The sequence below is a fragment of the Nocardioides sp. NPDC004968 genome (assembly GCF_040608935.1).
Lineage (GTDB): Bacteria > Actinomycetota > Actinomycetes > Propionibacteriales > Nocardioidaceae > Nocardioides.
Genome location: NZ_JBEXJF010000024.1, coordinates 21,362 through 44,742, shown reverse-complemented (window position 1 = coordinate 44,742; position 23,381 = coordinate 21,362). Strand labels below are relative to the sequence as shown.

At 65.1% G+C, this 23,381-nt stretch carries 21 protein-coding genes; 20 read left to right on the top strand and 1 reads right to left on the bottom strand.

Annotation, left to right across the window (positions count from 1 at the left end; genetic code table 11):
• Positions 1-3: 3 nt before the first annotated feature.
• The 8 genes from ABZU72_RS19965 (at position 4) to ABZU72_RS19930 (ending at position 9,171) form a co-directional block, all read left to right on the top strand.
• Positions 4-4,509: an FtsK/SpoIIIE domain-containing protein gene (locus ABZU72_RS19965; RefSeq protein WP_355020566.1), complete on the top strand. Its 4,506-nt coding sequence runs from the start codon at positions 4-6 to the stop codon at positions 4,507-4,509.
• 114 nt (positions 4,510-4,623) lie between these two features.
• Positions 4,624-4,911 (top strand): WXG100 family type VII secretion target, encoded by a 288-nt coding sequence (locus tag ABZU72_RS19960; RefSeq protein ID WP_008356172.1) that lies wholly within the window; start codon positions 4,624-4,626, stop codon positions 4,909-4,911.
• Between the two features lie 259 nt (positions 4,912-5,170).
• Positions 5,171-5,458, top strand: coding sequence for a WXG100 family type VII secretion target (locus ABZU72_RS19955; RefSeq protein ID WP_141791345.1), 288 nt, complete (start codon positions 5,171-5,173; stop codon positions 5,456-5,458).
• A 132-nt stretch (positions 5,459-5,590) separates the two neighbouring features.
• Positions 5,591-5,887, top strand: coding sequence for a flagellar protein FlgN (locus ABZU72_RS19950; protein WP_355020565.1), 297 nt, complete (start codon positions 5,591-5,593; stop codon positions 5,885-5,887).
• Between the two features lie 75 nt (positions 5,888-5,962).
• On the top strand, positions 5,963-7,144 hold the full coding sequence (locus tag ABZU72_RS19945; protein ID WP_355020564.1) for a hypothetical protein: 1,182 nt from the start codon (positions 5,963-5,965) through the stop codon (positions 7,142-7,144).
• Positions 7,145-7,163: 19 nt separating this feature from the next.
• The gene (locus tag ABZU72_RS19940) at positions 7,164-7,802 is read left to right on the top strand and encodes a hypothetical protein (protein ID WP_355020563.1); all 639 of its coding nucleotides are present in this window, start codon (positions 7,164-7,166) and stop codon (positions 7,800-7,802) included.
• Positions 7,799-8,434, top strand: a complete 636-nt coding sequence (locus tag ABZU72_RS19935; RefSeq protein ID WP_355020562.1) for a hypothetical protein — start codon at positions 7,799-7,801, stop codon at positions 8,432-8,434. Before ABZU72_RS19940 ends, ABZU72_RS19935 begins: the two co-directional genes overlap by 4 nt.
• A 35-nt stretch (positions 8,435-8,469) precedes the next feature.
• The gene (locus ABZU72_RS19930; RefSeq protein ID WP_355020561.1) at positions 8,470-9,171 is read left to right on the top strand and encodes a hypothetical protein; all 702 of its coding nucleotides are present in this window, start codon (positions 8,470-8,472) and stop codon (positions 9,169-9,171) included.
• 104 nt (positions 9,172-9,275) lie between these two features.
• Here the strand turns inward: ABZU72_RS19930 and ABZU72_RS19925 are convergent, their stop codons facing one another.
• Positions 9,276-9,716, bottom strand: coding sequence for a DUF3592 domain-containing protein (locus tag ABZU72_RS19925; protein WP_355020560.1), 441 nt, complete (start codon positions 9,714-9,716; stop codon positions 9,276-9,278).
• A 274-nt stretch (positions 9,717-9,990) separates the two neighbouring features.
• Here ABZU72_RS19925 and ABZU72_RS19920 point away from each other — a divergent pair, with 274 nt between their 5' ends.
• From ABZU72_RS19920 to ABZU72_RS19865, 12 genes are all read left to right on the top strand, one after another.
• Positions 9,991-10,278, top strand: a complete 288-nt coding sequence (locus ABZU72_RS19920; RefSeq protein WP_008356172.1) for a WXG100 family type VII secretion target — start codon at positions 9,991-9,993, stop codon at positions 10,276-10,278.
• A 106-nt stretch (positions 10,279-10,384) separates the two neighbouring features.
• Entirely contained in the window at positions 10,385-10,681 is a 297-nt protein-coding gene (locus tag ABZU72_RS19915) for a flagellar protein FlgN (RefSeq protein ID WP_355020559.1), read from the top strand.
• Between the two features lie 83 nt (positions 10,682-10,764).
• On the top strand, positions 10,765-11,853 hold the full coding sequence (locus ABZU72_RS19910) for a hypothetical protein (RefSeq protein WP_355020558.1): 1,089 nt from the start codon (positions 10,765-10,767) through the stop codon (positions 11,851-11,853).
• A gap of 114 nt (positions 11,854-11,967) precedes the next feature.
• Entirely contained in the window at positions 11,968-12,549 is a 582-nt protein-coding gene (locus ABZU72_RS19905) for a hypothetical protein (RefSeq protein WP_355020557.1), read from the top strand.
• Entirely contained in the window at positions 12,542-13,267 is a 726-nt protein-coding gene (locus tag ABZU72_RS19900; protein WP_355020556.1) for a hypothetical protein, read from the top strand. The genes ABZU72_RS19905 and ABZU72_RS19900 overlap by 8 nt, the downstream gene beginning before the upstream one ends.
• A complete protein-coding gene (locus ABZU72_RS19895) occupies positions 13,248-13,898 on the top strand; it encodes a protein TPRXL (RefSeq protein ID WP_355020555.1) in 651 nt (216 codons plus the stop codon). Before ABZU72_RS19900 ends, ABZU72_RS19895 begins: the two co-directional genes overlap by 20 nt.
• Positions 13,899-13,934: 36 nt before the next feature.
• Positions 13,935-14,774 carry a hypothetical protein gene (locus ABZU72_RS19890; RefSeq protein WP_355020554.1) on the top strand — a complete coding sequence of 280 codons (840 nt, stop codon included), beginning with the start codon at positions 13,935-13,937 and terminating at the stop codon, positions 14,772-14,774.
• A gap of 146 nt (positions 14,775-14,920) precedes the next feature.
• Positions 14,921-16,141 carry a hypothetical protein gene (locus ABZU72_RS19885; RefSeq protein ID WP_355020553.1) on the top strand — a complete coding sequence of 407 codons (1,221 nt, stop codon included), beginning with the start codon at positions 14,921-14,923 and terminating at the stop codon, positions 16,139-16,141.
• Positions 16,142-16,277: 136 nt separating this feature from the next.
• Positions 16,278-16,913, top strand: coding sequence for a transcriptional regulator (locus ABZU72_RS19880; protein ID WP_355020552.1), 636 nt, complete (start codon positions 16,278-16,280; stop codon positions 16,911-16,913).
• A 239-nt stretch (positions 16,914-17,152) separates the two neighbouring features.
• Entirely contained in the window at positions 17,153-18,739 is a 1,587-nt protein-coding gene (locus tag ABZU72_RS19875; RefSeq protein ID WP_355020551.1) for an ABC transporter substrate-binding protein, read from the top strand.
• 57 nt (positions 18,740-18,796) lie between these two features.
• Positions 18,797-21,007 (top strand): protein kinase, encoded by a 2,211-nt coding sequence (locus ABZU72_RS19870; RefSeq protein ID WP_355020550.1) that lies wholly within the window; start codon positions 18,797-18,799, stop codon positions 21,005-21,007.
• Between the two features lie 245 nt (positions 21,008-21,252).
• Complete coding sequence (locus ABZU72_RS19865; RefSeq protein ID WP_355020549.1) at positions 21,253-23,316, top strand: protein kinase; 2,064 nt, start codon at positions 21,253-21,255, stop codon at positions 23,314-23,316.
• The last annotated feature ends 65 nt before the right edge of the window (positions 23,317-23,381 follow it).

Here is a 23,381-nt window from a genome sequence, read left to right as displayed (position 1 = left end):
AGGATGAAGGTCAAGCTCACTCTGCACCGGCCGGGTGTCGCGCCTGCGGATGTGATCGTCACAGCCGACTCCACGGCCACCGCTGGTGACGTCGCTCGGCACATCGCCGACGCGGACCCGGCGCGCTCCGTGATCGCTAATGAGCACGACATCTTGACCCTGGCTGTCGCCCCGCCGACCGCCGACCGGATGGAGCCGCTCGAGCCCGACGTACCCATCGGCGACGCGCCGATCGGCTCCGGGTTCGCGGCCGCGGTCGTCAACATGGGCCCGGACAACGAGACGACCGGCTCTCGGCGCAAGAGCGTCGGGGTGCTGCGGGCGATCGACGGTCCGGTGCGGGGACAGGCGTTCCCGCTGACCACCGGCCACGCCTCGATCGGCCGCGGTCCCGAGAACGAGATCGTGCTCGCCGACCCGATGGTCTCCAAGCGTCACGCCCGCATCGAGGTGGACCGCTCGGTCGAGCTCGTCGACCTCAACTCGGCCAACGGCGTCGTCGTCGACGGCACCCAGGTCTCCCGCGTACGTCTGGCGCCGGACACGCCCGTCGTGATCGGCAGCACCACGCTGGTCATGCAGCTCTCGGCCGACTTCCTCTCCGCCGTCGAGGACCCGGTCCTCGAGCGCGGTGGCGGCCTGCTCTTCAACCGCAGCCCGCGGGTCGATGTCCGCTACCCCGGCACCGAGCACCCGCCGCCGTGGATGCCCACGGAGATGCAGAAGAAGCTGTTCCCGTGGTTCGTGCTGATCGCGCCGATCATCATGGCGCTCTCGATCTACGCGATGACCGGCCGCGCCCGCGCGCTGCTGCTGGTCGTGATGACCCCGATGATGGCGGTCGGCAACTACATCAACCAGCACCGCCAGGCCGGCGCGAAGCAGGACCACGAGATCGAGCTCTTCGAGCGGCAGTTCGAGAAGCTGGAAGAGGTCTTCTACCGCAGCAAGCCCGAGGAGGAGCTCGCTCGCAACGAGGAGGTCCCGGCGGTCGCCGAGGTCTTCGAGCAGGCGATGCAGCTCGGTCCGCGGCTGTGGACCCGGCGCCCCGAGCACTGGAACTTCCTGGCCGTACGCCTCGGCACCACCCGCTCCCTGTCGCGCAACTCGATCGCGGAGCGTGACACCCAGAACGGCCTGCCCGAGTTCATCGAGCGGATCGACCGCCTCAAGGAGCGCTACAAGTACGTCGACGACGTACCGCTGCTGGAGTCGCTCCCCGCGGTGGGCTCTGTCGGTGTCGCCGGCCCGGCCGGCCCGGCCGCCGATGCGATGCGTGGGCTCGCGGTGCAGCTCTTCGGTCTGCACGCGCCCAACGAGGTCGTCACCGTCGCCTTCGCCGACCCGGACTGGGTCGAGGAGTTCGAGTGGCTCAAGTGGCTGCCGCACACCACCTCGGAGACCAACCGGTTCAAGGACATGCCGCTGGCCGACTCCGCACCGACGGCCAACGCCCTGCTCAGCGCACTTGAGGAATACATCATGCGCGCCGGCCGGACAGCGGAGCACCGCGGCCCGTTCGCCGAGAAGTGGAACCCGATGCAGTACGGCACCGACGTCGCCCGGGCCGGCGAGGAGACCAACGCCCGGGTGCAGGTCTCGATCGTCGTCTTCGTCACCAACGATGCTCCGGTCGACCGGGCCCGGCTGGTCCAGGTGCTCGAGCGCGGCGCCGATGTCGGCGTACACGCGGTCTTCATGTCCTCCACCGTCGAGGCGTTGCCGGCGGTGTGCCGCAGCTTCCTGGACGTGAGCGACGGCCTGGAGCGTGCCACCGTCGGGCTCGTCCGCAACGGCGACCTCTACGAGGGTGTCATTGTCGAGGGCGTCTCGAACGCCTACATGGAAATGTTCGCCAAGCGGCTCGCGCCGGTGGTGGACGCCAGCACCGTCGTCCACGACTCCTCCGACCTCCCCAACTCGGTCGGCTTCCTGTCGTTGGTCGGCAACGAGGTCGCCGAGGACCCGCACTCCGTGGTGGAGCGCTGGCGGCAGAACAACTCGGTCATCGACCGCTCCGACCGGCCGCGGCCGCGGCTGAAGAAGGCGGGCAACCTGCGCGCCATCATCGGTCAGGGAGCCTCCGACGCGATGACGCTGGATCTGCGTACGCAGGGCCCGCACGCCCTCGTCGGCGGCACCACCGGTGCCGGTAAGTCCGAGTTCCTGCAGGCGTGGGTGCTCGGCATCGCCTCGGCCCACTCGCCCGACCGGGTGACGTTCCTCTTCGTCGACTACAAGGGCGGCTCGGCCTTCGCCGACTGCATCGAGCTGCCGCACTGCGTCGGTCTGGTGACCGACCTGAGCCCGCACCTCGTACGCCGTGCACTGACCAGCCTCAAGGCCGAGCTGCACTACCGCGAGCACCTGTTCAACCGGAAGAAGGCCAAGGACCTCCTCGAGCTGGAGAAGCGACAGGACCCGGAGTGCCCGCCCGCGCTGGTGCTCGTCATCGACGAGTTCGCCGCATTGGCCGGTGAGGTGCCGGAGTTCGTCGACGGCGTCGTCGACATCGCCCAGCGAGGTCGTTCGCTCGGTATCCACCTGATCATGGCGACCCAGCGCCCGGCCGGCGTCATCAAGGACAACCTGCGGGCCAACACCAACCTCCGCGTCGCGCTGCGGATGGCCGACGAGACCGACTCCAAGGACGTCGTCGACGACCCGATCGCCGGGACCTTCCCGCCGTCCCTGCCGGGCCGCGGCATCGCGAAGACCGGACCGGGTCGCCTGACTCCGTTCCAGTCCGCGTACGCCGGTGGATGGACGCGCGATGACGAGGTCGTCACCGCTGACGTGAAGGTGGCCGAGCTGAAGTTCGGTTCGATCACGGAGTGGGAGCCGGAGCGTCCGCCGGAGAGCGACTCGCACGACGAGGACCTCGGCCCCAACGACCAGAAGCGGATCGTGGCCAACCTGATCAAGGCCTCCGCCACCGCTGGTCTGATGACCCCGCGGCGACCGTGGCTCGATGACCTGGCGTCCGTGGTCGACATGCGCGACCTGCCGCTGGAGGGTGACGGACAGATCCTCCTGGGCCTTGCCGACATCCCTGAGCGTCAGCAGCAGAACGCGATCTACTTCGCTCCCGACCGCGACGGCTCCCTGCTCATCTTCGGGTCCTCCGGTTCGGGCAAGTCGACCCTGTTGAAGACGATCGCGACCGCCGCCGGTGCGCGGCCGGAGCTCGGCCGAGTCCAGGTCTACGGCCTCGACTTCGCCTCCGGCGCGCTGGGTGCGATCGCGCGTCTCCCGCACGTCGGCTCGATCATCGACGGCGACGACGCCGAGCGTCTGCAGCGGCTGATGCGCACCCTCGAGCGGGAGATGGACCGCCGCTCCGAGCTGTTCTCCAAGGCCGCGGCCGCGAACCTCACCGAATACCGTGAGATCGCCGACCAGTCGATGCCGCGCATCCTGCTCCTCATCGACAACTACCCCGAGTTCAAGAAGGAGTGGGAGATCGCAGCCGGTCGCGCGCCGTTCTACCAGTCCTTCATGCGGGTCCTCGGTGAGGGCCGCCCGCTCGGCATCCACGCGGTGATCACCGCCGACCGGTCTGGGTCCGTCCCGACGGCCGTCTTCGCGAACATCCCGCGTCGTGTCGTCATGCGGCTCTCCGACCCGAGCCAGTACGTGCTGGTCGGAGCACCCAAGGACGTACTCAACGAGCAGTCGGTGCCCGGCCGCGCCGTCGTCGACAAGGCCGAGGTGCAGCTCGCCGTTCTGGGCGGTACGACCAACGTTGCCGAGCAGACCAAGGCGCTCGACGAGCTGGTCTCCCAGCTGCGGGCCCTGGGTGTTCCCGAGGTCGGCGAGATCGGCGCCCTGCCGACGAAGATCTCCAGCAGGGCCATGCCGGCGCAGGCCAACGGGCAGCCCGTCTTCGGTATCGCCGACGACACCCTGTCCGCGCGTGGCTTCGACCCGATCGGCTCGTTCATCATCACCGGCCCGCCGCAGTCCGGTAAGACGAACGCCCTCAAGGCGCTCATCGAGTCCGTCGAGCGCTTCGACCCCGAGGTGAAGCTGTTCCACCTCGGCAGCCGTCGCGCCATGCTCGGCGACTTCCGGCCGTGGGTACGCAGCGCCACCCGCCCCGACGACGAGAAGGCGCTCGTCACCGAGCTCGCCGAGATCGTCGCCGACGAGTCCTTCCCCGGCCGCATCATGATCGTCGCCGAGGACATGACCCACCTGGCCGACGGTCCCGCCGACCGCCCGATGCGTGCCCTGCTGCAGGCGATCAACAACTCCGACCACCTCTTCGTCGGCGACGCCGACGTCACTCGAGCCGGCGGCGGCTCGGGCGTCATGGGTGAGTGGAAGGCCGCCCGCCAGGGCCTCGTGCTCAAGCCGGACACCTACGACGGCGACACGCTGTTCAAGGTTCCGTTCGGCAAGCTGAAGCGCACCGACTTCCCGGTGGGCCGCGGAATCTTCGTCCAGGCCGGGCGCATGGTGACCATGCAGATGCCTCTGGCGAGCGACTCCGAGAACTCTGCATGAATCTGACAACGAGGTCGTTTTTACCCTTCACATCCTTGTGACGGGTGGCCTACGGTGGCCAGCGGCGTTCTCAGAGGCGTCACCTCATGAAAATCCCGGGAAAGGCAATGATCGATGAGTGACTTCGGCGCAACATACGACGAGATGACCGGCACTGCCGACAAGCTCGACCAGGGCAAGGACACGATCGAGTCGGCGCTGGACGAGTGCCAGGGCTACGTGGACGAGCTGGTTCAGGACGGGTTCAAGACGGAGAAGGCGTCCGGTAAGTTCCAGGACGGCTACACGGAGATGACCACGGGTCTGAAGGACGCCATTGCTGGTGTCGAGGACATGGCTCAGGCTCTGCGTGACATGGCGACCGCGATCCAGGACCTGGACTCGCAGCTCGCTGGCGGCTGAGCCGCAGCGTTGGTCGTGCGCTGCTGTGACCTCCTAACCGGGTCCAGCAGAATCTTTACTTTCGGAGATGTTTAGAACTCGACGTAGCGGGTAGGACTACCGCGACGAAGTCGATCGCCCGGATCTCGGACCACGCTCGGGATGAGGGTGTCGGCTCGTCGGGTTCACGCTTCACGACCTCGTGATGCGTGAGTGATGGTGACGAGCGGCGCCGCAATGGGGTGTCGTGTAATGGAAATCGCGGGAAAGGCGAAGATCGATGAGTGACTTCGGGGCAACATACGACGAGATGACCGGCACCGCCGACAAGCTCGACCAGGGCAAGGACACGATCGAGTCCGCGCTGGACGAGTGCCAGGGCTACGTCGACGAGCTGGTTCAGGACGGGTTCAAGACGGAGAAGGCCTCTGGCAAGTTCCAGGACGGCTACTCCGAGATGACCACCGGCCTCAAGGACGCTATCGCTGGCGTCGAGGACATGGCTCAGGCTCTGCGCGACATGGCTACGGCCATCCAGGACCTGGACTCCCAGCTCGCCGGCGGCTGATCGACAGCATTGCGCGGCGGTGCCAACCCTCTGGGTTGGCCCGCCGCGGTCGTCCGATGACGGTGGATAGCCCGGACATCGGCGACTGTCGGTACGTCAAGAGTTTGTCGGGGAACGGAAGGACGGTCGGATATGGCCGACGTCAGTATCAAGATCGCTGAGTTGGACACCGTAGCCACGAGTCTCAGCAAAATTGTCGAGGAGTTCGAGCAGGCGAGCAGCCGTGCCGACAAGCTTGAGGACGCCATCGGAGATCCGTTCGGCCGCAACGACCTTCGGGAGGCGGCCGAAGATTTCGAAGATCGATGGAACAACAAGCGTGACGAGCTGAAGGACGCACTCCAGGACGTCCAGGAGCATGTCAAGGGTGTCGTCGATGGGTTCCAGAACTGGGACAGCGAGACCGCCTTGGCGTTCGAGTCCAAGTGAGACGGCAGTAGCGTGGTGGCGGAAACGACTGGGCTGTAGCTCGGGAACAAGGAGATCAAGTCGATGTTTGGCGGGATGGAAGACTCTCCCAAGGGCAGGGAGATCAAGCATGTTGAAGGCACGCCCGGAGAAATCGTTTCGCGAGGCAAGCAGATCGAGAGCCTCGGTAAGAAGATGCATGACGCTGCCACAACTCTGCAGACTCTCAAGGACAACAGCCTCTCGGATGGACAGCAGCAGGGTAAGGCCATCCAGAAGCTTCAAGAGATCATCGGCGACTCTCACGAGAAACTGAGAGAGGCCGGCGACCTCTACGAGCCCGTCGGGCCGGTTCTCGTGCAGTACGGCGAATCGCTCGAGTCGTGCAAGCCGCGGATCGACGGGAGTGCCAACACCTGCAAGGAGTTGTGGTCGACCTACGAGAACCTCCCGGGCGACAAGGACGACAGCACCACAGAGGAGGAGGGTGGCCTCCTCGGAATCGGCGGCACCGACAAAGAGGAAGCCACTGAGAACAAGGCCAAGAAGGAAGCGTACGAAAACTGGCAGAGCGAAGCCGAGGTCTTCGACACCTGGTATGACGTGTGGGAGGACGCCTTCGACACGGCTACGAACGGCATCACCGACGGGACCTCTGGCGCAATTGAGGATAGTTGGTGGTCGGATGCGGCTGATATTCTGGGATGGGTCGCGTTCGCTGTTGGTATCATCGCGCTGGTTATCGGCGGTCCTATACTCGGCGCCCTCGCTCTTATCGTTGGGGCCCTTTACCTGGTCGCCGTTCTTGGGCAATTCTTTAATGATGAAGCCAATGGGTGGGATATATTCTTGGCAGCTGTCGCGATCGTTCCTATCGGAAAGCTGTCGACATTCGCAAAACTCGGCCATCTGAACAAGGCAGCTTCGAAGGCGGCGCTATTCGGGAATTTCGGTGCCTGCAAGGGCCTTACGAGTGCGCTCAGGAATCCGAAGTTGTATTACAGTGACGGGCTCATCGGAATCTTCAAGTCGAGTGGCGCGCGCACTGGATTCAGTAAACTGTTCCTGGGTAGCGAGGGCTTCGCGAGCGTGTATCAGGCTCACCGTGGATTCTGGGCCGATAATGCCGCCATGGCTGGGCTGTCATCGGTCAGAAATCTAGCTGCATTCGACTTCGCGCTGACGGCGTTCTCGGGAGTGACGGGTCACTACGCCAATTTTGAGAGGATCCCGGCGCTCAATCTTCCCTCACTCAACATTCCGAGTTGGCTCGGTTGACCGAGACTGAGGCTGATAAATGACACAGCACGAATGGGCTCTTGACCTGGTGGAAGACTTTGAGGTCCCCGGATGGTTGTTCATCCCGGGCGGCCTCGGCCCCGGCCAATCGGATGAATGGGTCTTAGCTGCGACGGAAGAAGTTGCCGGCAAAGAAGGTTGGGACGGGAGTCCGATTTCGAGAGCCGAGGCGGATGAGCTGCTTAGGTCTGCTCTTAGCGATCGCGACAACACCTCCTCGATTGCGACGTTTCAGGTGTGGCCGCCAATCGGACGAGTCACCGCGATGTGCCATATCGGTGTGTATCCATCCCTGGATATGCCGAAGTGGGAAGAGCCCGACGCCATCGTGCATCGCTTTGAGGCGCCGCACATCGGACCTGGGCTTCAGTGCACGACACAACGGGTGATTTCGAACGCGGCCGGTGCCGATATCGATTTGGCTGGCATCCACTTCGTCTTCGACGACGGTGAGGCCACTCTCATTGTGAGTTTGGCGGAAGTGTTTGAACCGCTCACGGTCTATGCTCTTCGGGGCGTTCTCCCATTGCTTCGCAATCTTCGTCTCGTCCGTCCGGGGAACGGTCAGACGTTCCAGTCGGTTATGGTCGAAGGGGTTCTCGAGGAGTCCCCGTGGCAGTTTGAGGAGAGCGTATGAGTGCATCCGATTTGCGTGCAGCGATGGGAATTTCTGCCGATCCCGAGTTTGACATCACTCTTCCTCCGGGTTGGTCTCGGAGAGCGGTCGATGATGAGACCTTTGAGATAATGGTCTCGGGGTTGAAGCAACGGCTCATGCAAGCGCACAAGATAGAGATGTACGCCGAAACCCGGCGACTGCTGAAGAAGTCATTCGATGACATGCGGGCGAATGGCGCGACGGCCTTTTTCGTCGCGACGGAGGAAGACAACCCATCTACCTTGTGGATGCCGGCTTCGATGATCGCATCAATTCGCCGGGCGGAGCCTGGGGCCAGCCTCGACGCCATGGCGCGAGAGCTAATTCGGGGACATGGGGCAACGCCCCTGTTGGGGGACGTCCGCACCCTGCGCTACGAGAAGGAGAAGCGGGTACAGGTGGGCAGCGAGTCCGTCCGCAATTGGTCGGTCACCTACCTGCTGCCGATTCCGGGAACGAACCGCCGTCGTGCATTGCAACTTGTGGCTGGATTTGGCGCGCCGCTCAACGTGCCGCAGGACGATCCCAAAGTTCTCGCCATCAAGCACCTTTTTGATACTTGTGTTTCGACGGTAAGGTGGCGTGCCGCCTCGGCGTCCGCGCCGAAGTAGGATGCGCTAGAGATTGATATTGGGATGTATCAGTAATGAGTGATGGTCTTGATGGCGTCGACCAAGTGCTCGGGTGGGTACGCGCGTCTGACTTTTCTCAGCCTGTCCAATGGGGCGTTATTGAGTCCGAGATTCTGAGCAAGCCGGCTCCGGATCTGGATCCACCGATGGGGCCGAGTCCGATCTTCGGTCTCCCGATTTACCTCTTGGGAGCGCTCCTATACGCCTTTCCCGCGCTCGGATTTATCGTGTTGATTTCTCGAGCGAATGGAGCTATCGGTGATTCGGACGCGTTGGCCTCTGCCGTGTTCATGGCGTATCTGATCGCACTGGCCGTTCCTTTCGTCACGTTCCAGATATGGCACGGTTTCGGTCGCCGACGCCGATTGATGGATTCGCTCGTTACCGCGGTATCGGGTGCGTCCGCTGCCGGCGCTTTCACCCTGCTTCAATGGGGCGGGGTGGACATTGGCGGCAGTTTGCTCGTTCTACTCGTTCTTGCGGCGGCCGTCGCAAACCTTGGTTTCCTCGTATTGTGGCTTTTCGGCTCACGACCCGGGAGTCCGACGACGCCCCGAAACGCTCGCCCCCAGAGCCGGGAGGATCTGAACTACAACAATGTCCGGGCGCAGGCCATTGAGATCCTGGTGAAGCGCGGCGTTGTGAACGAAAGAGACATCGACATCCCGGCGATGCTCAACATGCCGATCGGGTCCTGGCGACAACTAGACGCCTGAGGACAACTAGCCGGGCTGTGGTCGAGACTGCGCGGCCGAGCTCATGACGTACGTGGTCCTGCACGGATCCCCGAGGCGGGTGCGGTCCGTAGCTGTCGGTTCCCCTACATCGAGATGATGCCGAGGGAGGCCAAGATAAGGAAGATACCGCCGCCGCCGAAGATGATGAAGATCGCGCCGTAGTTGATGATGCGACCGCCAGTTGAGCCGCCGCTGACGATGTCGCTGGAGTCGGGGTCGGCGGGGTCGTACATGATCTCGATGATGTCGCCAACCTTCCCGTTGTGGAGATGCTCGACCTCACCGACGTGCTGAATTCCAGCGGCGTCCCGATACTCGTAGTGGGCGTGGACGTATGTCTCCGTCGTGCTCGACTCGATGAACGAGGACCGGTAGGCCTTTTCTTGGGCGTTGCGAATTGTCGCCTGGGCGCGTGGCCACGCGCCCACACGCCGCTGACGGCTTACGAGATACCAGGCCAGCCAAGCCGGGAGGATCAGCAGGGCAATGCCGACTAGCAGCGCGACGGTAGCGCCAGTGCTCATGAGATCTCCGTATCCCCGAGGTGGTTGGGGGCCACACTCTAGTGGACCGTCCGGCCAGCCTCCCGGCGGCGTCTGGCTATGTCGACGACAGGTCCCCCACGGGCGTCGTTAGGATCTAGGCGGCCGTCGTCTCGGAGGCTTCCGAGAGATCCTTGTATGAAGGTGACAACGAATCGCGATTTGCGCTTCACTACTTCAGGTCGCGTGCAATACCGTGACGTCCGGCGCCCCGACGGGGCGTCCTGCAATGAAATCGCGGGAAAGGCAATGATCGATGAGTGACTTCGGGGCAACATACGACGAGATGACCGGCACCGCCGACAAGCTCGACCAGGGCAAGGACACGATCGAGTCCGCGCTGGACGAGTGCCAGGGCTACGTCGACGAGCTCGTTCAGGACGGGTTCAAGACGGAGAAGGCGTCGGGCAAGTTCCAGGACGGCTACACGGAGATGACCACGGGTCTGAAGGACGCCATTGCTGGTGTCGAGGACATGGCTCAGGCTCTGCGTGACATGGCCACGGCGATCCAGGACCTGGACTCGCAGCTCGCCGGCGGCTGATCCATTCGCTTGGTTGGGCGGGGCGGCGCGTAGGTGATCGCCCCGCCCAAAGCGGTATTTCAGCACTATGACCGGGTATTGACGGAAGATCGAAGGGGAGCGCGCGGTGGCGGACGTCAAGATCAAGATCGAGACACTCTCGAGAATCGCGACGCAGTTGGACTCGATCGTGGGCGAGTTCGAGAATGCGACGAGCCAGTCCGAAGCGCTCGAGGCGGACATCGGCAATCCGTACGGCCGCGGCGACCTTCGCGACAAGGCGCAGGACTTCGAGGAGCGCTGGGATGACAAGCGCGACGACCTCAAGGAGAGCCTGAAGGAGCTCCAGGAGCACGTCAAAGGCGTAGTCGACGGTTTCGAGAACTGGGACAGCGAGACTGCCCTCCAGTTCCAGACCAAGTAGGACGTCCGCCGGACCGCGAACGCGGTGACCGTGCGACGGGCGATCAGGACACCTGACGGGCTCGACGAAGGAGCACATGAGCCATGGATTCATCCCCTAAGGGCAGAGAGATCAAGACTGTCGAGGGCAACCCCTCGGGCATCATCGAGCGCGGCGACGCCATCGAGCGTCTGGGCGAGATGATGAAGTCCTGTTATGAAGAGCTGAAGAAGATCTCCGAGCACGATCTCGCCAATGGCGAGATGGACGGCAAGGCCGTCGAGAAGCTTCAGGACAGGATCGGCGACTCCTACAAGACGCTCGAAGAGGCCAGCGCGCTCTATACGCCGGTAGGCCCGATAATCGCGAAATACGGCGAAGAGCTTCAGCAGTGGCAGCCGCTGATCAGGTCGCAGGTCGACACCTGCCAGGACCTGTGGGCCAAGTTCGACAGCATGGAAGGTGCGCCGACCCACCTTCCGGGCGCCGGTCCGAAGGAAGGCAGCCCGGAGGCGCAGCAGGAGGAAGACGCCGAGGAGGCGAAGGACCAGGCCCGCAAGGACTGGGAGAACGCCGCCGAGACCTGGGACGGCTACTACGACTCCTGGGAGGATGCGTACGACGCTGCTGTCAGCGGCATCGGTAACGAGATGTCCGGCAAGATCGAGGATGGTTTCTGGGAGGTCCTCGACGACATCATCGCGGTCCTCGAGATCGTCGCGATGGTGCTCTTCGTGGCGGCCCTGTTCATTGCCGGACCCCTTGCGGCCATCGCGATGGCGGTATCGGCGCTTGTACTCCTTGCTAGGACCATCCAGTTCTGTGCCGGAAAATGTTCGATCGTCGACCTTGGGCTGGCGGTTCTCGACGTCATACCGTTCGGCAAGTTCGGAAAGATGGCCGATGCGGTCGGTGCCCTGACAGACGCTGGCAAGTTCGCCAAGTTCTCGGCTGCATACAAGGCCGCTGGCGGCGTTGGTGACGCCGTCAAGCTCAAGGCCTTCCCGGACATCATGACCAGCCTCCACGCCGGCCTTGACGTCGGTGACTTCACGCGGATCAGCGAGTACGGCAAGATCTGGGGCGCCGCCGGTGACATTCAGGGTGCGTTGGCGAAGCAGGCCAACTCCTTCTACAGCACGGTGAACACGATCCAGGGCCTGCCCGACTCAGCCGTCGACATCTTCGCCTGATCGGCCGACCTTCCATGCATGATGAGTGCTGCTCGGAGCTTGTAATCAAAACGGAGGACGACCGTGGTCGGAACTTGGCGGGCTGAAGGAATCTACCCGCAACGCGAATGGACGTTGATCCCCAGTGACTTGGGGCAGGACGCCGACGCGTGGGTGTCGAGCGAGTGTGCCCGAGTCCGAGAGTGGTTCGGCGAGGACGCGAGCCAGCGGTCTGACGAGGACGTTCGCCGCATACTGGCCGACTCCCTCGCTACCATCGGCGAGCCTGGCAGGCTGGTCACGATGCTCCACTGGCCGCTGACGGTCCCGATTCCCAGCCGAGTCAGACTCGTGCTCGCCGAGGCCGGCGACCTCGACGTGAAAGCTTGGGAGAAGTCTGGCTTCGACGTCGACGAGTGCATCGGTGCTGCGGTTGGACCCGGTATCAAGTGCATCGCATCGCGGGATGAGAGCGTCGACGGACATGATCTCCATCTGTCTACCGCGGTCTACGCCTTCAGCGGCGAATCCGGTGGTGTGGGGTTGATCGTGGAGTCAGGCGTCCCCTTGGCGTTCCAGCTCACGATCGCTCAGATGCCGATCATCCTGTCGAGCCTTTCACTTCTCGATCCGGAGGGGCGTCCCTTCGAAGCTCGCCCGGTTCCGGGTCTCACACGAAACCAAGTTGACGAATGGGAGCAGGTTTCCAATGCCTAAGGCGGCAGCGATTGATCCGGGCAACTGGGCAACGGTGCACAGCAATTTCGATCGCTTCGACATCAACGAGCTGAACCGAATCGTTCTGGACTACGCGCAGATCGAACTGGAGTCAGCTGAGAGGAAGCGTCGCCGCTCGGGTGGGGCGAATCTTGCTGCCAAGTTGATGTACTGGGTCGCGCTGATCGGTCTGGCCGGACCGCTGTTCTCCGTGGCGATCTTTGCCAGTGGCGGAGGCACGAGGAAGCTCTCCGAAGACTTCTCGCCGGGTTTCGAGGTTCCGTGCGTCTACATCGGATGCGCGCTCGGATTCCTTGCCCTGCTCTATCACTTCGTGCCGTGGGCTCGCTCGACTCATCGACAGTGGGACCGATCCCTGTTCGGGTTCTCGGTCTTCGTGTCGGTCTCGACCGTCCTGCTTCTGGTCCTGATCCTCATGAGCGACCCAGATGCATATCCGCGGGTTCCCCTCGCGATGGCACCGCTGTTGTTGCTGGTGTTCGGGATCGCGGTGATCGTCGCGGAGTTTCGGCTCTACTCTCGCGAGAAGCCGCCGGCGGTCGACGTCAACGCGCTGACCTCGGACGAAATGGACGTGCTCCTCGCCTCGAGGCGTCAAGCGCTGACCACGCTCCGCTCGCGTTCAATCGTGTCCTACGATGAATTTGATGCACTGGACCGCAGTCCTCTGACTGCAAGTGCCGAAGGAAAGGCTTGAGGTGTCTGGAAACGGCGCAGGCTCGTTGAGGGAGATGCTGGGTGCAACCAAGGACCCGCAGTTCCACCTGAAGCTCCTCGACGGATGGGAGCGCCACGTTCCCGACGCTTCCGACCGGGACGCGATCGACGCCGAGATGAAGCAGCGTTGCATGGCTGCCAACCGGCCCGACCTGCACGCGCATCTTCGGATGCAGATGGACCAGGCGTTCTCGCTCATGAAGCAGCAGAACGTGATCGCCTATTTCGCGGCCACCGGGCAGCCGACCGGCGACGTCTACATTCCGGGTTCCATGTTCGCCACCATCCGTCGCGCGCCGAACGGCGAGAGCCTCGATGGTTACGTGACGCATGCGATCCAGACGTACGACGCCAAGCCGCTCTTCGGTGACAAGCGATTCATCCGGTTCGAACGGGAGTCGACGAAGGAGCTCGAAGGCGGCTCCATCGTCATGACCTCGATCGTGTACGTGACACCGATCCCTGGGTCGAATCACCGCCGTGGCCTGCAACTGACGGCTTCGATCGCGCGACCCGTGGACATGGCGGCGACCGACCCGGTGTTCGTCGGTTGGAAGACGGCGTTCGACGTATGTGTCTCGACGCTTCGCTGGGCGCCGCCGGCGGCCTAGTCGCGAAGCATCGATCGATCTCGGGTTGGAGTACTGATGGCCGCGCCGAAGGCGCTGATGGAATGGGCGCGCAAGACCGATGAAGCCCGTGAGGAATGGGCTCGACAGGCGGTATACGGCTGGGCGCGTACGGAGCGGTTCTCGCAGCCGTTCAGCTGGGGCGAGGCCGAGGCGGCGGTGTTGGAGCGGAGCTACCCACCGCTTCCGGGCCGGTTCCTGCTGAACGCCGTCGGCGCTGTGGCGATGGGGCTGCTCGCGCTCATCGTTGTTCCGCTTTTCGGTTCGGCGGTAGTGGGGTTGGTGCTGGTTGCACTGGCCGGCGGTCAGGAGACGGGCTCGGAGGGATTGTTGTGGCTGGCGCGGATCGCCTTCGCGGCTGCGATCCTCGTAGGCGGCACAGGGCTGTCCGTATGGTGGCAGACGCGGCGGCGCAGCGTGCTCGGCGTTGCGCTGGCCGCGGTCACCGCGATCGCGTCAGGGGCGACGTACGTGTTGCTGCTGGTCTTGGATCTGCCCACGATGCCGTGGCTGTCGATCCTGGTCCTTGGCGCTGGGACCCTGGGGTTGGTCGATCTGGTCCTGGAGTTGGTATCCAGACCTGAGGGTGGGGCAAAGAGCCGGAAGCCACCGCGGCGCGGGCCACGAAGCTCGGACAAGCGACAGCGGGCCGGCGTCGCACGGGACCGCCTCCTCGACGTTCTCATCCATCGTCGTCTCGTCGATGTCGACGAAGGCGACCGTATTCGACTTCGAGAGATGCCCCTGGGCTACTGGTCCGAGCTCGATGGGCTCGATGAGCGGGAGTGGCGTCGGGTGCTCGAGTATCGCCACGTGGGCTGGCGTGAGTTCGATGCGAGCGACAAGCAGGTTCGTTAGCGGATCAAGTGCCTGCGAGGGCTGAGAGCCGTGCTGGGGCGGTGCGGTGCCGCGGGGGCTGGGCGCGTACCGTATCCCCGCTCGGAATCTCGGGGGCTTCCGCTGTTGCGCCTCCCGACTCTTCTACTGACGACGGGATGTGTGCGTTGACTCGACGTGTGGCGGCGATGGCGGTGGCTTCGGCGGCTCTGCTCTCCGGATGTGGCCAGGTCGGTCCGCCTCCGAAGGACTTCGCGACCGAGGACGCGGTCCTGGCGATGCGGATCCACGAGGGCGGCGAGGACTCCAGCTACCTCGTGCTGGTCTCCGCGAAGGGGGAGACGCGTGCGATCGAACTCGGCCGGGTCGAAGGCGCCGCGATCTCATGGACGGAGGATGGGATCACCACGTCCGACCGGAGCCACGATTACGTGATCGATGAGAAGGGCCTGACCGCGAACGAGCGTACGAGCGGTGGGAACGAGATCGAGACGCAACATGAGTGGTATCGAGTGCCGGTCGGGGCGGGGACGTTGATCGGGTTCAGCCCCGAGGACGGGTCGAAGGATCCGTTCGTGACGTACATCGACGGAGACAGCGGCAAGGCGACGACGCGGGTGTCTCCGTACGGTCAGACATCGACCGCGGCGGTGTGCGGTGAGCGCGTGTTCTCATCGGGAAGGGGCACCGACACCAAGGCCTTCGAGGACGACAGCGGGTCCATCCCGGAGAGCCAGCTGAACCGCGCCGCGTTGACGTCGGCCTATCCACACGACGGTGCGGACATCCTGAGCACCTTGGAGCCCTCGACCTTCCCGGGCACGACGTCGCCCTGTGTCGACGGCATTGTGTACGAAGGGTGGGAGAACGACGCCGACCAGCACCTCGTGCGGGTCTGGAACACGGCCAAGGGAACGCCTGCGGCGCAGGTCGCCGTCGACCACGAGATCGTCTATCCGGAGGACGACTCGTCGCCCATCGGGGGACCGGCTCGGGTGACGGTCTCGGACGGACGGCTCTTCTGGGTCGTCGACAACACGATGTGGAGCGCGCCGTTGCCGACCACCGAGGCTGCGCCGATTCGTGCTCGCGAGGTCGGCTATCTGGAAGGTACCGCCGGGCTCAACGCTGAGGTGATGACGTACGCGTCGAATGCCGCCTACACGGTCACGAACGAGAGCGAACTGCACGAGCGCTTCACCAGGCGTCGGAGCGATCGAGTGTGGACCGAGCTCACCGAGCTGAGCCTGGTGCGCACCGACCTGGCCACGGGGAAGGCGTCGCTGGCTCTCGAGGTCGGCGTGAAGGACGTCGACTTCCCGACCAAGGACACCAGGGTCACGGCGATGGCGATCAACCCGGAGTGGCTGGCCGAGAACAGCGAATAGGCGAGGGCCAGGCGATGTCGTGCAGATCACCGTGCGACACGCCGAAGTAGAGAGCGACCACCAGGGGCTCGGGTTGCCAGGGTGACGCCGTACCTCTCGATCTCGGGAACATTCACTGTTGAAAGGGACCCTTTCCATGCGCACTCGCACCACCGTCCGGACCTGTCGATCGGCCGCCGTCGGCCTCAGCCTCGGCCTCGCGCTCGCGTTGACGGGATGCGGCTCCGAGGACACCAAGGCCGATGCCGACGCTGCGGTCGAGGTCGAGTCCAGCGCCCCGGCCTCCGAGTCAGCGTCCGCGGCTCCTGCCGGCGCCGAGGCCGAGGTGAAGATCGGGAAGACGCTCAAGGACCCCGACATGGGCGACACGATCGAGGTCATCTCCGCGGTTCGTGACTTCCAGTCGACGGAGGAGGCTGAGCTCATCGCCGAAGGCGGCGAGATCGTGCTGCTCCAGATCAAGGTCACTCCTGGGAAGGAGTACGGCGGCCTCATCCAGGACGGGAACTTCGAGATCTCCTGGGACAACGGGGCGGACTTCTGGTCGCCCGACACCGATGAGGTGGCCACGGAGCTGACCGCCGCGAAGCGTACGCCGTTCGAGGACGTGTCGCGGCGCGATGGCGGTGAGCACACCGGATGGATCGCCTTCGAGGTGGACGAGAAGGCTGACACGTACCTCGTCGAGTACGTCCGCGACGGCGCGAAGGTGATCGGCTCGGACAAGACGATCGCCGAGTTCAAGGAGCAGGTGGAGATCCCCGCCGGCTGAGGTCTCGACAAGCTGCTCGGTGGAGACCGGCTACGTCGGTGGGCGGTCTCGGCCGAGGCTCGTTAGGATCTGGGCGTCCGTTGTCTCGGAGAGGGGACTTGAAGGTGCATCCTGGGGCACGTCGTCGCGCGGGACTCGTTTCCGTTGCCAGTCTGGCGCTGGTCGCCACCGCCTGCTCGGGTGATCTTCCGGCCTCGGTCGAGGAGGGGTCTGAGGTCGCCGTCGCGTGGACGGAGTCCTTGACGAGCACCAACCCGGCGAGCGCGGCGAGCGTGACCGACGGGAACCTCGACATCGCCTCCCTGACCCGCGGAGCCTTCGGCACCCTGGTCAACGACACCGTCGAGATGGACGAGACCTTCGGCAAGGTCACCATGGAGGGCGACGAGCAGGCCAGGGTGCGCTACGACCTGGCCGAGCCGACCTGGTCCGATGGCGTACCGATCGACACCGCGGATCTCATGCTCGCCTGGGCCGCGACCTCGGGTTACTTCCGCACTCCGAAGGAGGGAAGCCCGGACGGCACGGTCGACTTCGGCGCGGTGCCGACCGGTCTGACCAAGAGCGCCTACATCCCCGAGGTCGACGAGGGCGCCCGCGCCATCGAGGTCCCGCTGGTGGTGCCGGTGGTCGACTGGCGTACGGCCCTGGACGTCGCCGTGCCGGCGCACGTCGTCGGCCAGAAGGCGCTGAAGATCGAGGACCCGATCGAGGCCAAGGAGGTCGTCGAGACCGCGATCGAGGAGTCCGACACCGCGAAGCTCACCAAGATCGCCGAGGCCTGGACCTCGTCCTTCGCGATCGCCGAGAACGGCAAGGCATCCGAGGAGGCGCTGCTCTCCAGCGGCCCCTACCGGGTCTCGAAGATCTCGGCCGGCGAGAGCGGCCAGGAGGTCGACCTGGAGGCCAACCCGGAATACGCGGGCGAGGCCAGGCCGACCTACGAGCAGGTACGCCTCACCCCGGCCAGCGCCGACGCGCTGGACAGCCTGGGGGAGAAGGTCGACGTCGTCCAGGTCACCCCGACCAAGGCCAACCGGAAGCAGGTGCGTGACCTGGAGCGCCGCGACTACGGCGTCGCGAACGCCAACGACGGCACCATGTGGGCACTGATCCTCCGCACCGACCGGGGCCTGTTCAAGCGCAAGGACACCCGCACGGCCTACCTGCGGGCGGTGCCCCGCGGCGACATCGCCGAGGGCGGCGCGGGCGAGTGGGCCGAGGCGTACGAAGCCACCGATGTCATGCTCTTCCCGCCGGGTGGCGAGGGCTACCAGATCGCGACCGAGGACTCCGGGTTCTCCACGAAGTTCAAGGCCTCCGAGGACGCGACGGCCCCGCGCGGCGCCAAGGTGTGCATCTCCTACGACAAGTCGAGCGCGTTCGCCTCAGGTGCCTACGACACCATCTCGAACGTCGTGGACGACGAGGGCTGGGGCACCACCGACTGTGGTGTGTCCTCGGCCGACAAGGTGCTCTCCGGCAGCAAGTGGGACGCCGCGCTCGTCCGGATCCCGGTCCCGCAGACGCCGGAGGAGATCTCGGCGCAGTGGGGTAGCAAGGGCAGCCAGAACGCGACCGGTGGCGGCGACCGCGAGCGCGACCGCCTCATCAGCGAGCTGGCCCGCACCGCCGATCCCTATGAGGCTCGCGACGTACGCGTCCAGATCGAGAAGACACTGGTCCGGGATTCGATCGTCGTGCCGATCGTGATGAACCCGACGGTGACGGTGATCGACAAGAAGGTCGACAGCGTACGTCCCCGCTCCGGGCAGGTCGCGCCGCTGGTCTCGACCATCGTCGAATGGTCGCCGACCAAGAAGTAGGCGACTTTTAGCGCATTGGAGTGGTTGGGTTGCTCCACCCTTGAATAGGGTGCGGGCATGACGACGCTTCATCCCGGGGCAGTGTTCGGCCACTACCGCCTGGATCGCATTCTTGGTGAGGGTGGAATGGGCGTGGTCTATGACGCCTTCGACACCAAGCTCGAACGGCAAGTTGCCCTCAAGATGGTGCATGCCCACCTCGCCGACCGACAGTTCATCGACATGTTCATCCGCGAGGGGCAGACCCTGGCGCAGATCAGGTCGCCCCACATCATCGCGATCTACGACATCGGCGAGCAGCAGGGCAGCCCGTTCATCGTCACCCAGTTCATCAAGGGCGGTGATGTGACCGGACTCGTACGCAGCAACGGACCGCTGGCGCCGCACCTGGCCTGCCTGGTGAACGCCCAGGTGGCGGGGGCGCTTCACGACGCCCACCAGGCGGGGATCATCCACCAGGACGTCAAGCCGTCGAACGTGCTCGTACGCAACCCGGCGAGCCCCCTCGACCCGTTCGCGTACCTGTGCGACTTCGGGATCGCGACCTCGTCCACCGACTCGCCTGTCGGCGGGATCACCGGCACGTGGAACTACCTGGCGCCCGAATACATCCGCGACGAGCGTGACGCGCAGGGCCGGCCGATCTCGCCGGAGCCGTCACGAGACATCTACGCGGCCGGCTGCATGCTGTGGTTCACGCTGACCGGCAAGATCCCCTACTCGGGTGCGGCCGTGCAGGTGGCGATGGCCCACCAGAGCGCGCCGATCCCGCAGTTCGTCGGCTCCGATGACTGGACCAAGGCGGCCAACCGGATCCTGCAGCTCTCGATGGCGAAGGACCGACGGAGCCGCTACCAGAGCGCGGCGGTCTTCAAGGACGACCTGCTGAAGCTGCGCGAGATCACCGCGCCCGCTCAGCTCGTGCCCGCGCCGTCGATGACCGACCCGAACCCGGCGCCCATCCTGGTCGCGGCCGTCCGGGCGCCCTCCGAGAGCGAAGCCATCCTGATCGAGGAGGCGCAGCGGCCGTCCAAGATCACTCCGCTCCGGGTCGGTGCCGCGATGGTCGGCGTCGCCGCCCTCGGAGTCGGTGGAGCCCTGGCCATCACCCAGCCCTGGGTCGACCACGGACCCGAGCCCATCGTGCCGACCGTCAAGGGCGCTGCGTACGCGGATGTGAACGGGGACAAGTTCGGCGACGTGATCACCAACGTCCAGAACCCCGACGGCGAGGGGGTGGATGTCGTCACGTGGAAGTCGGACGGACGCACGTTGACCCCGTCGAAGCCGGTCACGTACGACGACCCCGCGCTTCCGGCCGACAACGACGGGGGCGAGGTATTTCCGCTCTGCGGCGACTTCGCGGGAGACGGGAAGAACACGCTCGTCACCTTCGTGCGAAGCGAGAAGGGCTTCGAGTTCCACGGTGATCTGGAGGGATCCATCAAAGCTCCCGCGGGGGTCGTCGAGCAGGGCAAGAAGATGACGGGGTCGAACTTCTACTACGACCTCGGCACCGACGACTTCGACGGTGACGGTGTCGCCGACCTGTTCATGAGCGCGCACTTCGGCAACCCGAACCCCGATCTCGACACGCAGGGGAGAAGGGCCGGGGACGGCACGATCTGGGTCTACCGAGGCACTGGGTCAGGGTTCGAGGAGCCGACACTCTTCGCGTCCTATCCGGCCGTACCGGTGGAGCAGGTCGCGGTGGGCGAGTTCACCGGCGACGAGAAGGCCGATCTGGTGGTCCTGAATCGGGTCGAAGGTAGTCCGGAGGACATGACCCTCACGTCTGGCACGTCGGACCTGGACCTCTACCAGGGAGAGGGGACGTCTGTCGCTGCCGCGAAGCCGCTCCCGTTCAAGCATCAATCGATCAGCTCGTTCGTCGCCGGTGACGTCAACGGCGACGGTCGCGATGAGATCGTCGCCGCGGAGTCCGGTCGTGGTGAGGGCCAGTCGATCACCGTCGGCACGTTCAGCGAGGACCTGACCCAGTTCTCGGTCGCCAACCGCGGGAAGCTTCCCAAGCCCCGCAACACCCTCAAGACCACCAGCAGGTATCCCGTGACCGTTGCCGACGTCAACGGCGACGGACGGACCGACATCGTCGCGGTTACGCAGGACACCAGCGAAAGCCCGTACGCCTTCTACGTGGCGCTGGCCTCGAAGACCGGCACGTTCCCCGGTCACATGATGGCGACGTGGAAGAAGTCGCCCGACGATGTACGCCGCTACAACCTGATGGGAGGAACCCTCGGATGAGCGATTCCACTGGAACCCCTGACAACGCCCCACGCGGGCCGCAGCCGTCGTTCGAGCGTCCTCCGGTCGACGACCCCGACAAGACCACGATCAGGCCTCGGGTCGCTCGGCCCAGCGGACCTTCCAGTACGCCGCAGCCACCGCCGCCTCCTACGACCCTGCCGCCGACCCAGGCCCCGCCGCCACCGCCTCCGCCTGTGCAGGCACCTTTGCCGGCGACCGTGCTAGGAGCGGATGCGCCCGGCATGATCGGGCCCTACCGGCTCGAGCAGCAGGTGGCGTCCAACGAGATGGCGGTCGTCTACCGGGCCACCGACACCCGCCTCAATCGAGCGGTCGCCATCAAGGTGCTCCTCGGGCACAGTGCCCGGGACCCCGAGTTCGTGTCCCGGTTCGACAAGCAGGCCACGCTGATGGCCAAGCTGGACTCGCCCCACATCATGGGCGTCTACACCAACGGCCGGACCAACGACGGCGCCCCCTACCTGGTCTCCCAGTTCGCCGACGGCGGCGACCTCGGCTCGCTACTGAAGGCCCGTGGCCGTCTCCCCGGCCCGCTCGCCGCCGACATCTGTGCCCAGATCGCCGATGGTCTGGCAGCGATCCACTCGCCCGAGGTCGGCGTCGTGCACGGCGACGTGAAACCGTCGAACATCCTGCTGCGCGACGGCAACACCCCGCCGTACGCCTACCTTGCCGACTTCGCGGCGGCGCGCGCCGACGACTCCGCGACCGCCCGGCCCGGGATCCACTCCGGTGCGTGGAACTATCTGGCCCCCGAGCGCGCGATGGGTGCGCCGGCCACTCCGGCGAGCGACCTCTACTCGCTGGGCTGCCTGTTCTACGAGCTCGTCACAGGGGCCGTTCCCTTCACCGGGGCGAACGACGTCGAGACCGCGATGGCCCACGGATCACAGCCGATCCCGACGCTGCCGGGCCGCGATGACTTCACCCTGCAGGCCAATGACCTGCTCTCCGGTGAACGTGGTCTCCTCGCCAAGGATCCGGCTCAGCGTACGAACGAGGCGGTCCGGGTTCGGGACCGCTTCGCCGCGATGGCCGGGCGACAGATGGGCTTCGCGTCCGGAGCCACCGTCACGCTCAAACGTGCCAAGGCCACGTGGTGGATCGCCGGCGCGGCGGCACTCGCGGTCGTCGTTGCGGGCGGCACCGCGGTGGGTGTCACCCTCGCGACCACGGAGAACACTCCCGCGAAGCCCAAACCGGCGGTGAGCGGAGACATCGACGGGGACCGGTTGGGCGACCTGGTGCTCGGTGCGCCGTTCGGTGACGTCAACTACAACTGGGACAGCAACGCCGCGACCCTCTTCGCCTCCACCGGCAAGGGTTTCGAGGCCGGCACCACCAAGGGCCTCAAGTTCGGCAATCTGCTTGGCGACGTGGACGCCGACGGACGGGTCGACGTGGTGCAGGTCTCCGGCATCGGATCCTCGTTCAACGTCGACTCCAACGCCAAGAACCAACCCGACGGCGCCATCCAGGTGCCGGCGTCCGGCAAGCGCCTGGCCATGTTCTGCGCCGACTTCAACGGCGACGGCCGCGACGACATCGGCATGATCTCGGTCGGCAACGGGACCAAGCTGCCCGAGGAGGACGCCGACCTGGCAAAACTCAAGGACCTCGAGTTCCAGGTGACGGTCATGCCGAGCATGGCCGACAACACCTGGGGCAAGAGCACCGACTGGTACACCGGTCCCTGGCAGGGCGCCACGTTCGACGTCAACTTCGACGTCGGCGACTTCGACGGCGACAAGCGAGCCGACGTCATCATGGGCGCCAGGGAGGCCTCACCGGCCGCAGTGGTCCTGCTGATGAGCCAGGGCTCGAAGCTCACCAAGACCGACCTCGAGGTGCCCGGGCCCGACGGTGATCGGGTCGCCGGGTCGTCCAACTTCGCCGACGTCGATGGCGATGGCAAGGACGAGCTCATCACCCAGGAGATCGTGGACCAGAAGTGGGCCATTCGCGTCTACTCCTACGACCCCGAGGGCAAGAAGTTCGTCCCGGAGCCGTCGTGGGACATCGACGACCCGGTCAAGAACGACGACGCCGTCAGCGGGTCTCAGATCCCCGCGGTCGCCGACGTCAACGGTGACGGTCGGGACGACTTGGTCAACCCGTTGCGCGCCGGCGACGGGGACTACGAGTACCTCAACAAGGCGTCGGTCCTGATCTCCGGTAAGGACGGGTTCACTGCCGAGACGTGGGAGATGCCCGCCGCCGACGAGTACGAGACCCACCCGCCGTTGCGCAAGGCGTCCAACAACAACGGCACCGGGACGCTCTGACCGCAGACGAATGACGAACGGCCCGTGACCTGGATCAGGTCGCGGGCCGTTCCTCATTCGAGAGC

Excerpts from the sequence above, each read along its gene's own strand:
- ABZU72_RS19910 (WP_355020558.1), top strand. The coding sequence starts at position 10,765 with ATGGATTCATCCCCTAAGGGCAGAGAGATCAAGACTGTCGAGGGCAAC.
- ABZU72_RS19960 (WP_008356172.1), top strand. The coding sequence starts at position 4,624 with ATGAGTGACTTCGGCGCAACATACGACGAGATGACCGGCACTGCCGAC.
- ABZU72_RS19925 (WP_355020560.1), bottom strand. The coding sequence starts at position 9,716 with ATGAGCACTGGCGCTACCGTCGCGCTGCTAGTCGGCATTGCCCTGCTG.
- ABZU72_RS19935 (WP_355020562.1), top strand. The coding sequence starts at position 7,799 with ATGAGTGCATCCGATTTGCGTGCAGCGATGGGAATTTCTGCCGATCCC.
- ABZU72_RS19890 (WP_355020554.1), top strand. The coding sequence starts at position 13,935 with ATGGCCGCGCCGAAGGCGCTGATGGAATGGGCGCGCAAGACCGATGAA.
- ABZU72_RS19950 (WP_355020565.1), top strand. The coding sequence starts at position 5,591 with ATGGCCGACGTCAGTATCAAGATCGCTGAGTTGGACACCGTAGCCACG.
- ABZU72_RS19940 (WP_355020563.1), top strand. The coding sequence starts at position 7,164 with ATGACACAGCACGAATGGGCTCTTGACCTGGTGGAAGACTTTGAGGTC.
- ABZU72_RS19870 (WP_355020550.1), top strand. The coding sequence starts at position 18,797 with ATGACGACGCTTCATCCCGGGGCAGTGTTCGGCCACTACCGCCTGGAT.
- ABZU72_RS19945 (WP_355020564.1), top strand. The coding sequence starts at position 5,963 with ATGGAAGACTCTCCCAAGGGCAGGGAGATCAAGCATGTTGAAGGCACG.
- ABZU72_RS19865 (WP_355020549.1), top strand. The coding sequence starts at position 21,253 with ATGATCGGGCCCTACCGGCTCGAGCAGCAGGTGGCGTCCAACGAGATG.
- ABZU72_RS19955 (WP_141791345.1), top strand. The coding sequence starts at position 5,171 with ATGAGTGACTTCGGGGCAACATACGACGAGATGACCGGCACCGCCGAC.
- ABZU72_RS19930 (WP_355020561.1), top strand. The coding sequence starts at position 8,470 with ATGAGTGATGGTCTTGATGGCGTCGACCAAGTGCTCGGGTGGGTACGC.
- ABZU72_RS19965 (WP_355020566.1), top strand. The coding sequence starts at position 4 with ATGAAGGTCAAGCTCACTCTGCACCGGCCGGGTGTCGCGCCTGCGGAT.
- ABZU72_RS19920 (WP_008356172.1), top strand. The coding sequence starts at position 9,991 with ATGAGTGACTTCGGGGCAACATACGACGAGATGACCGGCACCGCCGAC.
- ABZU72_RS19880 (WP_355020552.1), top strand. The coding sequence starts at position 16,278 with ATGCGCACTCGCACCACCGTCCGGACCTGTCGATCGGCCGCCGTCGGC.
- ABZU72_RS19900 (WP_355020556.1), top strand. The coding sequence starts at position 12,542 with ATGCCTAAGGCGGCAGCGATTGATCCGGGCAACTGGGCAACGGTGCAC.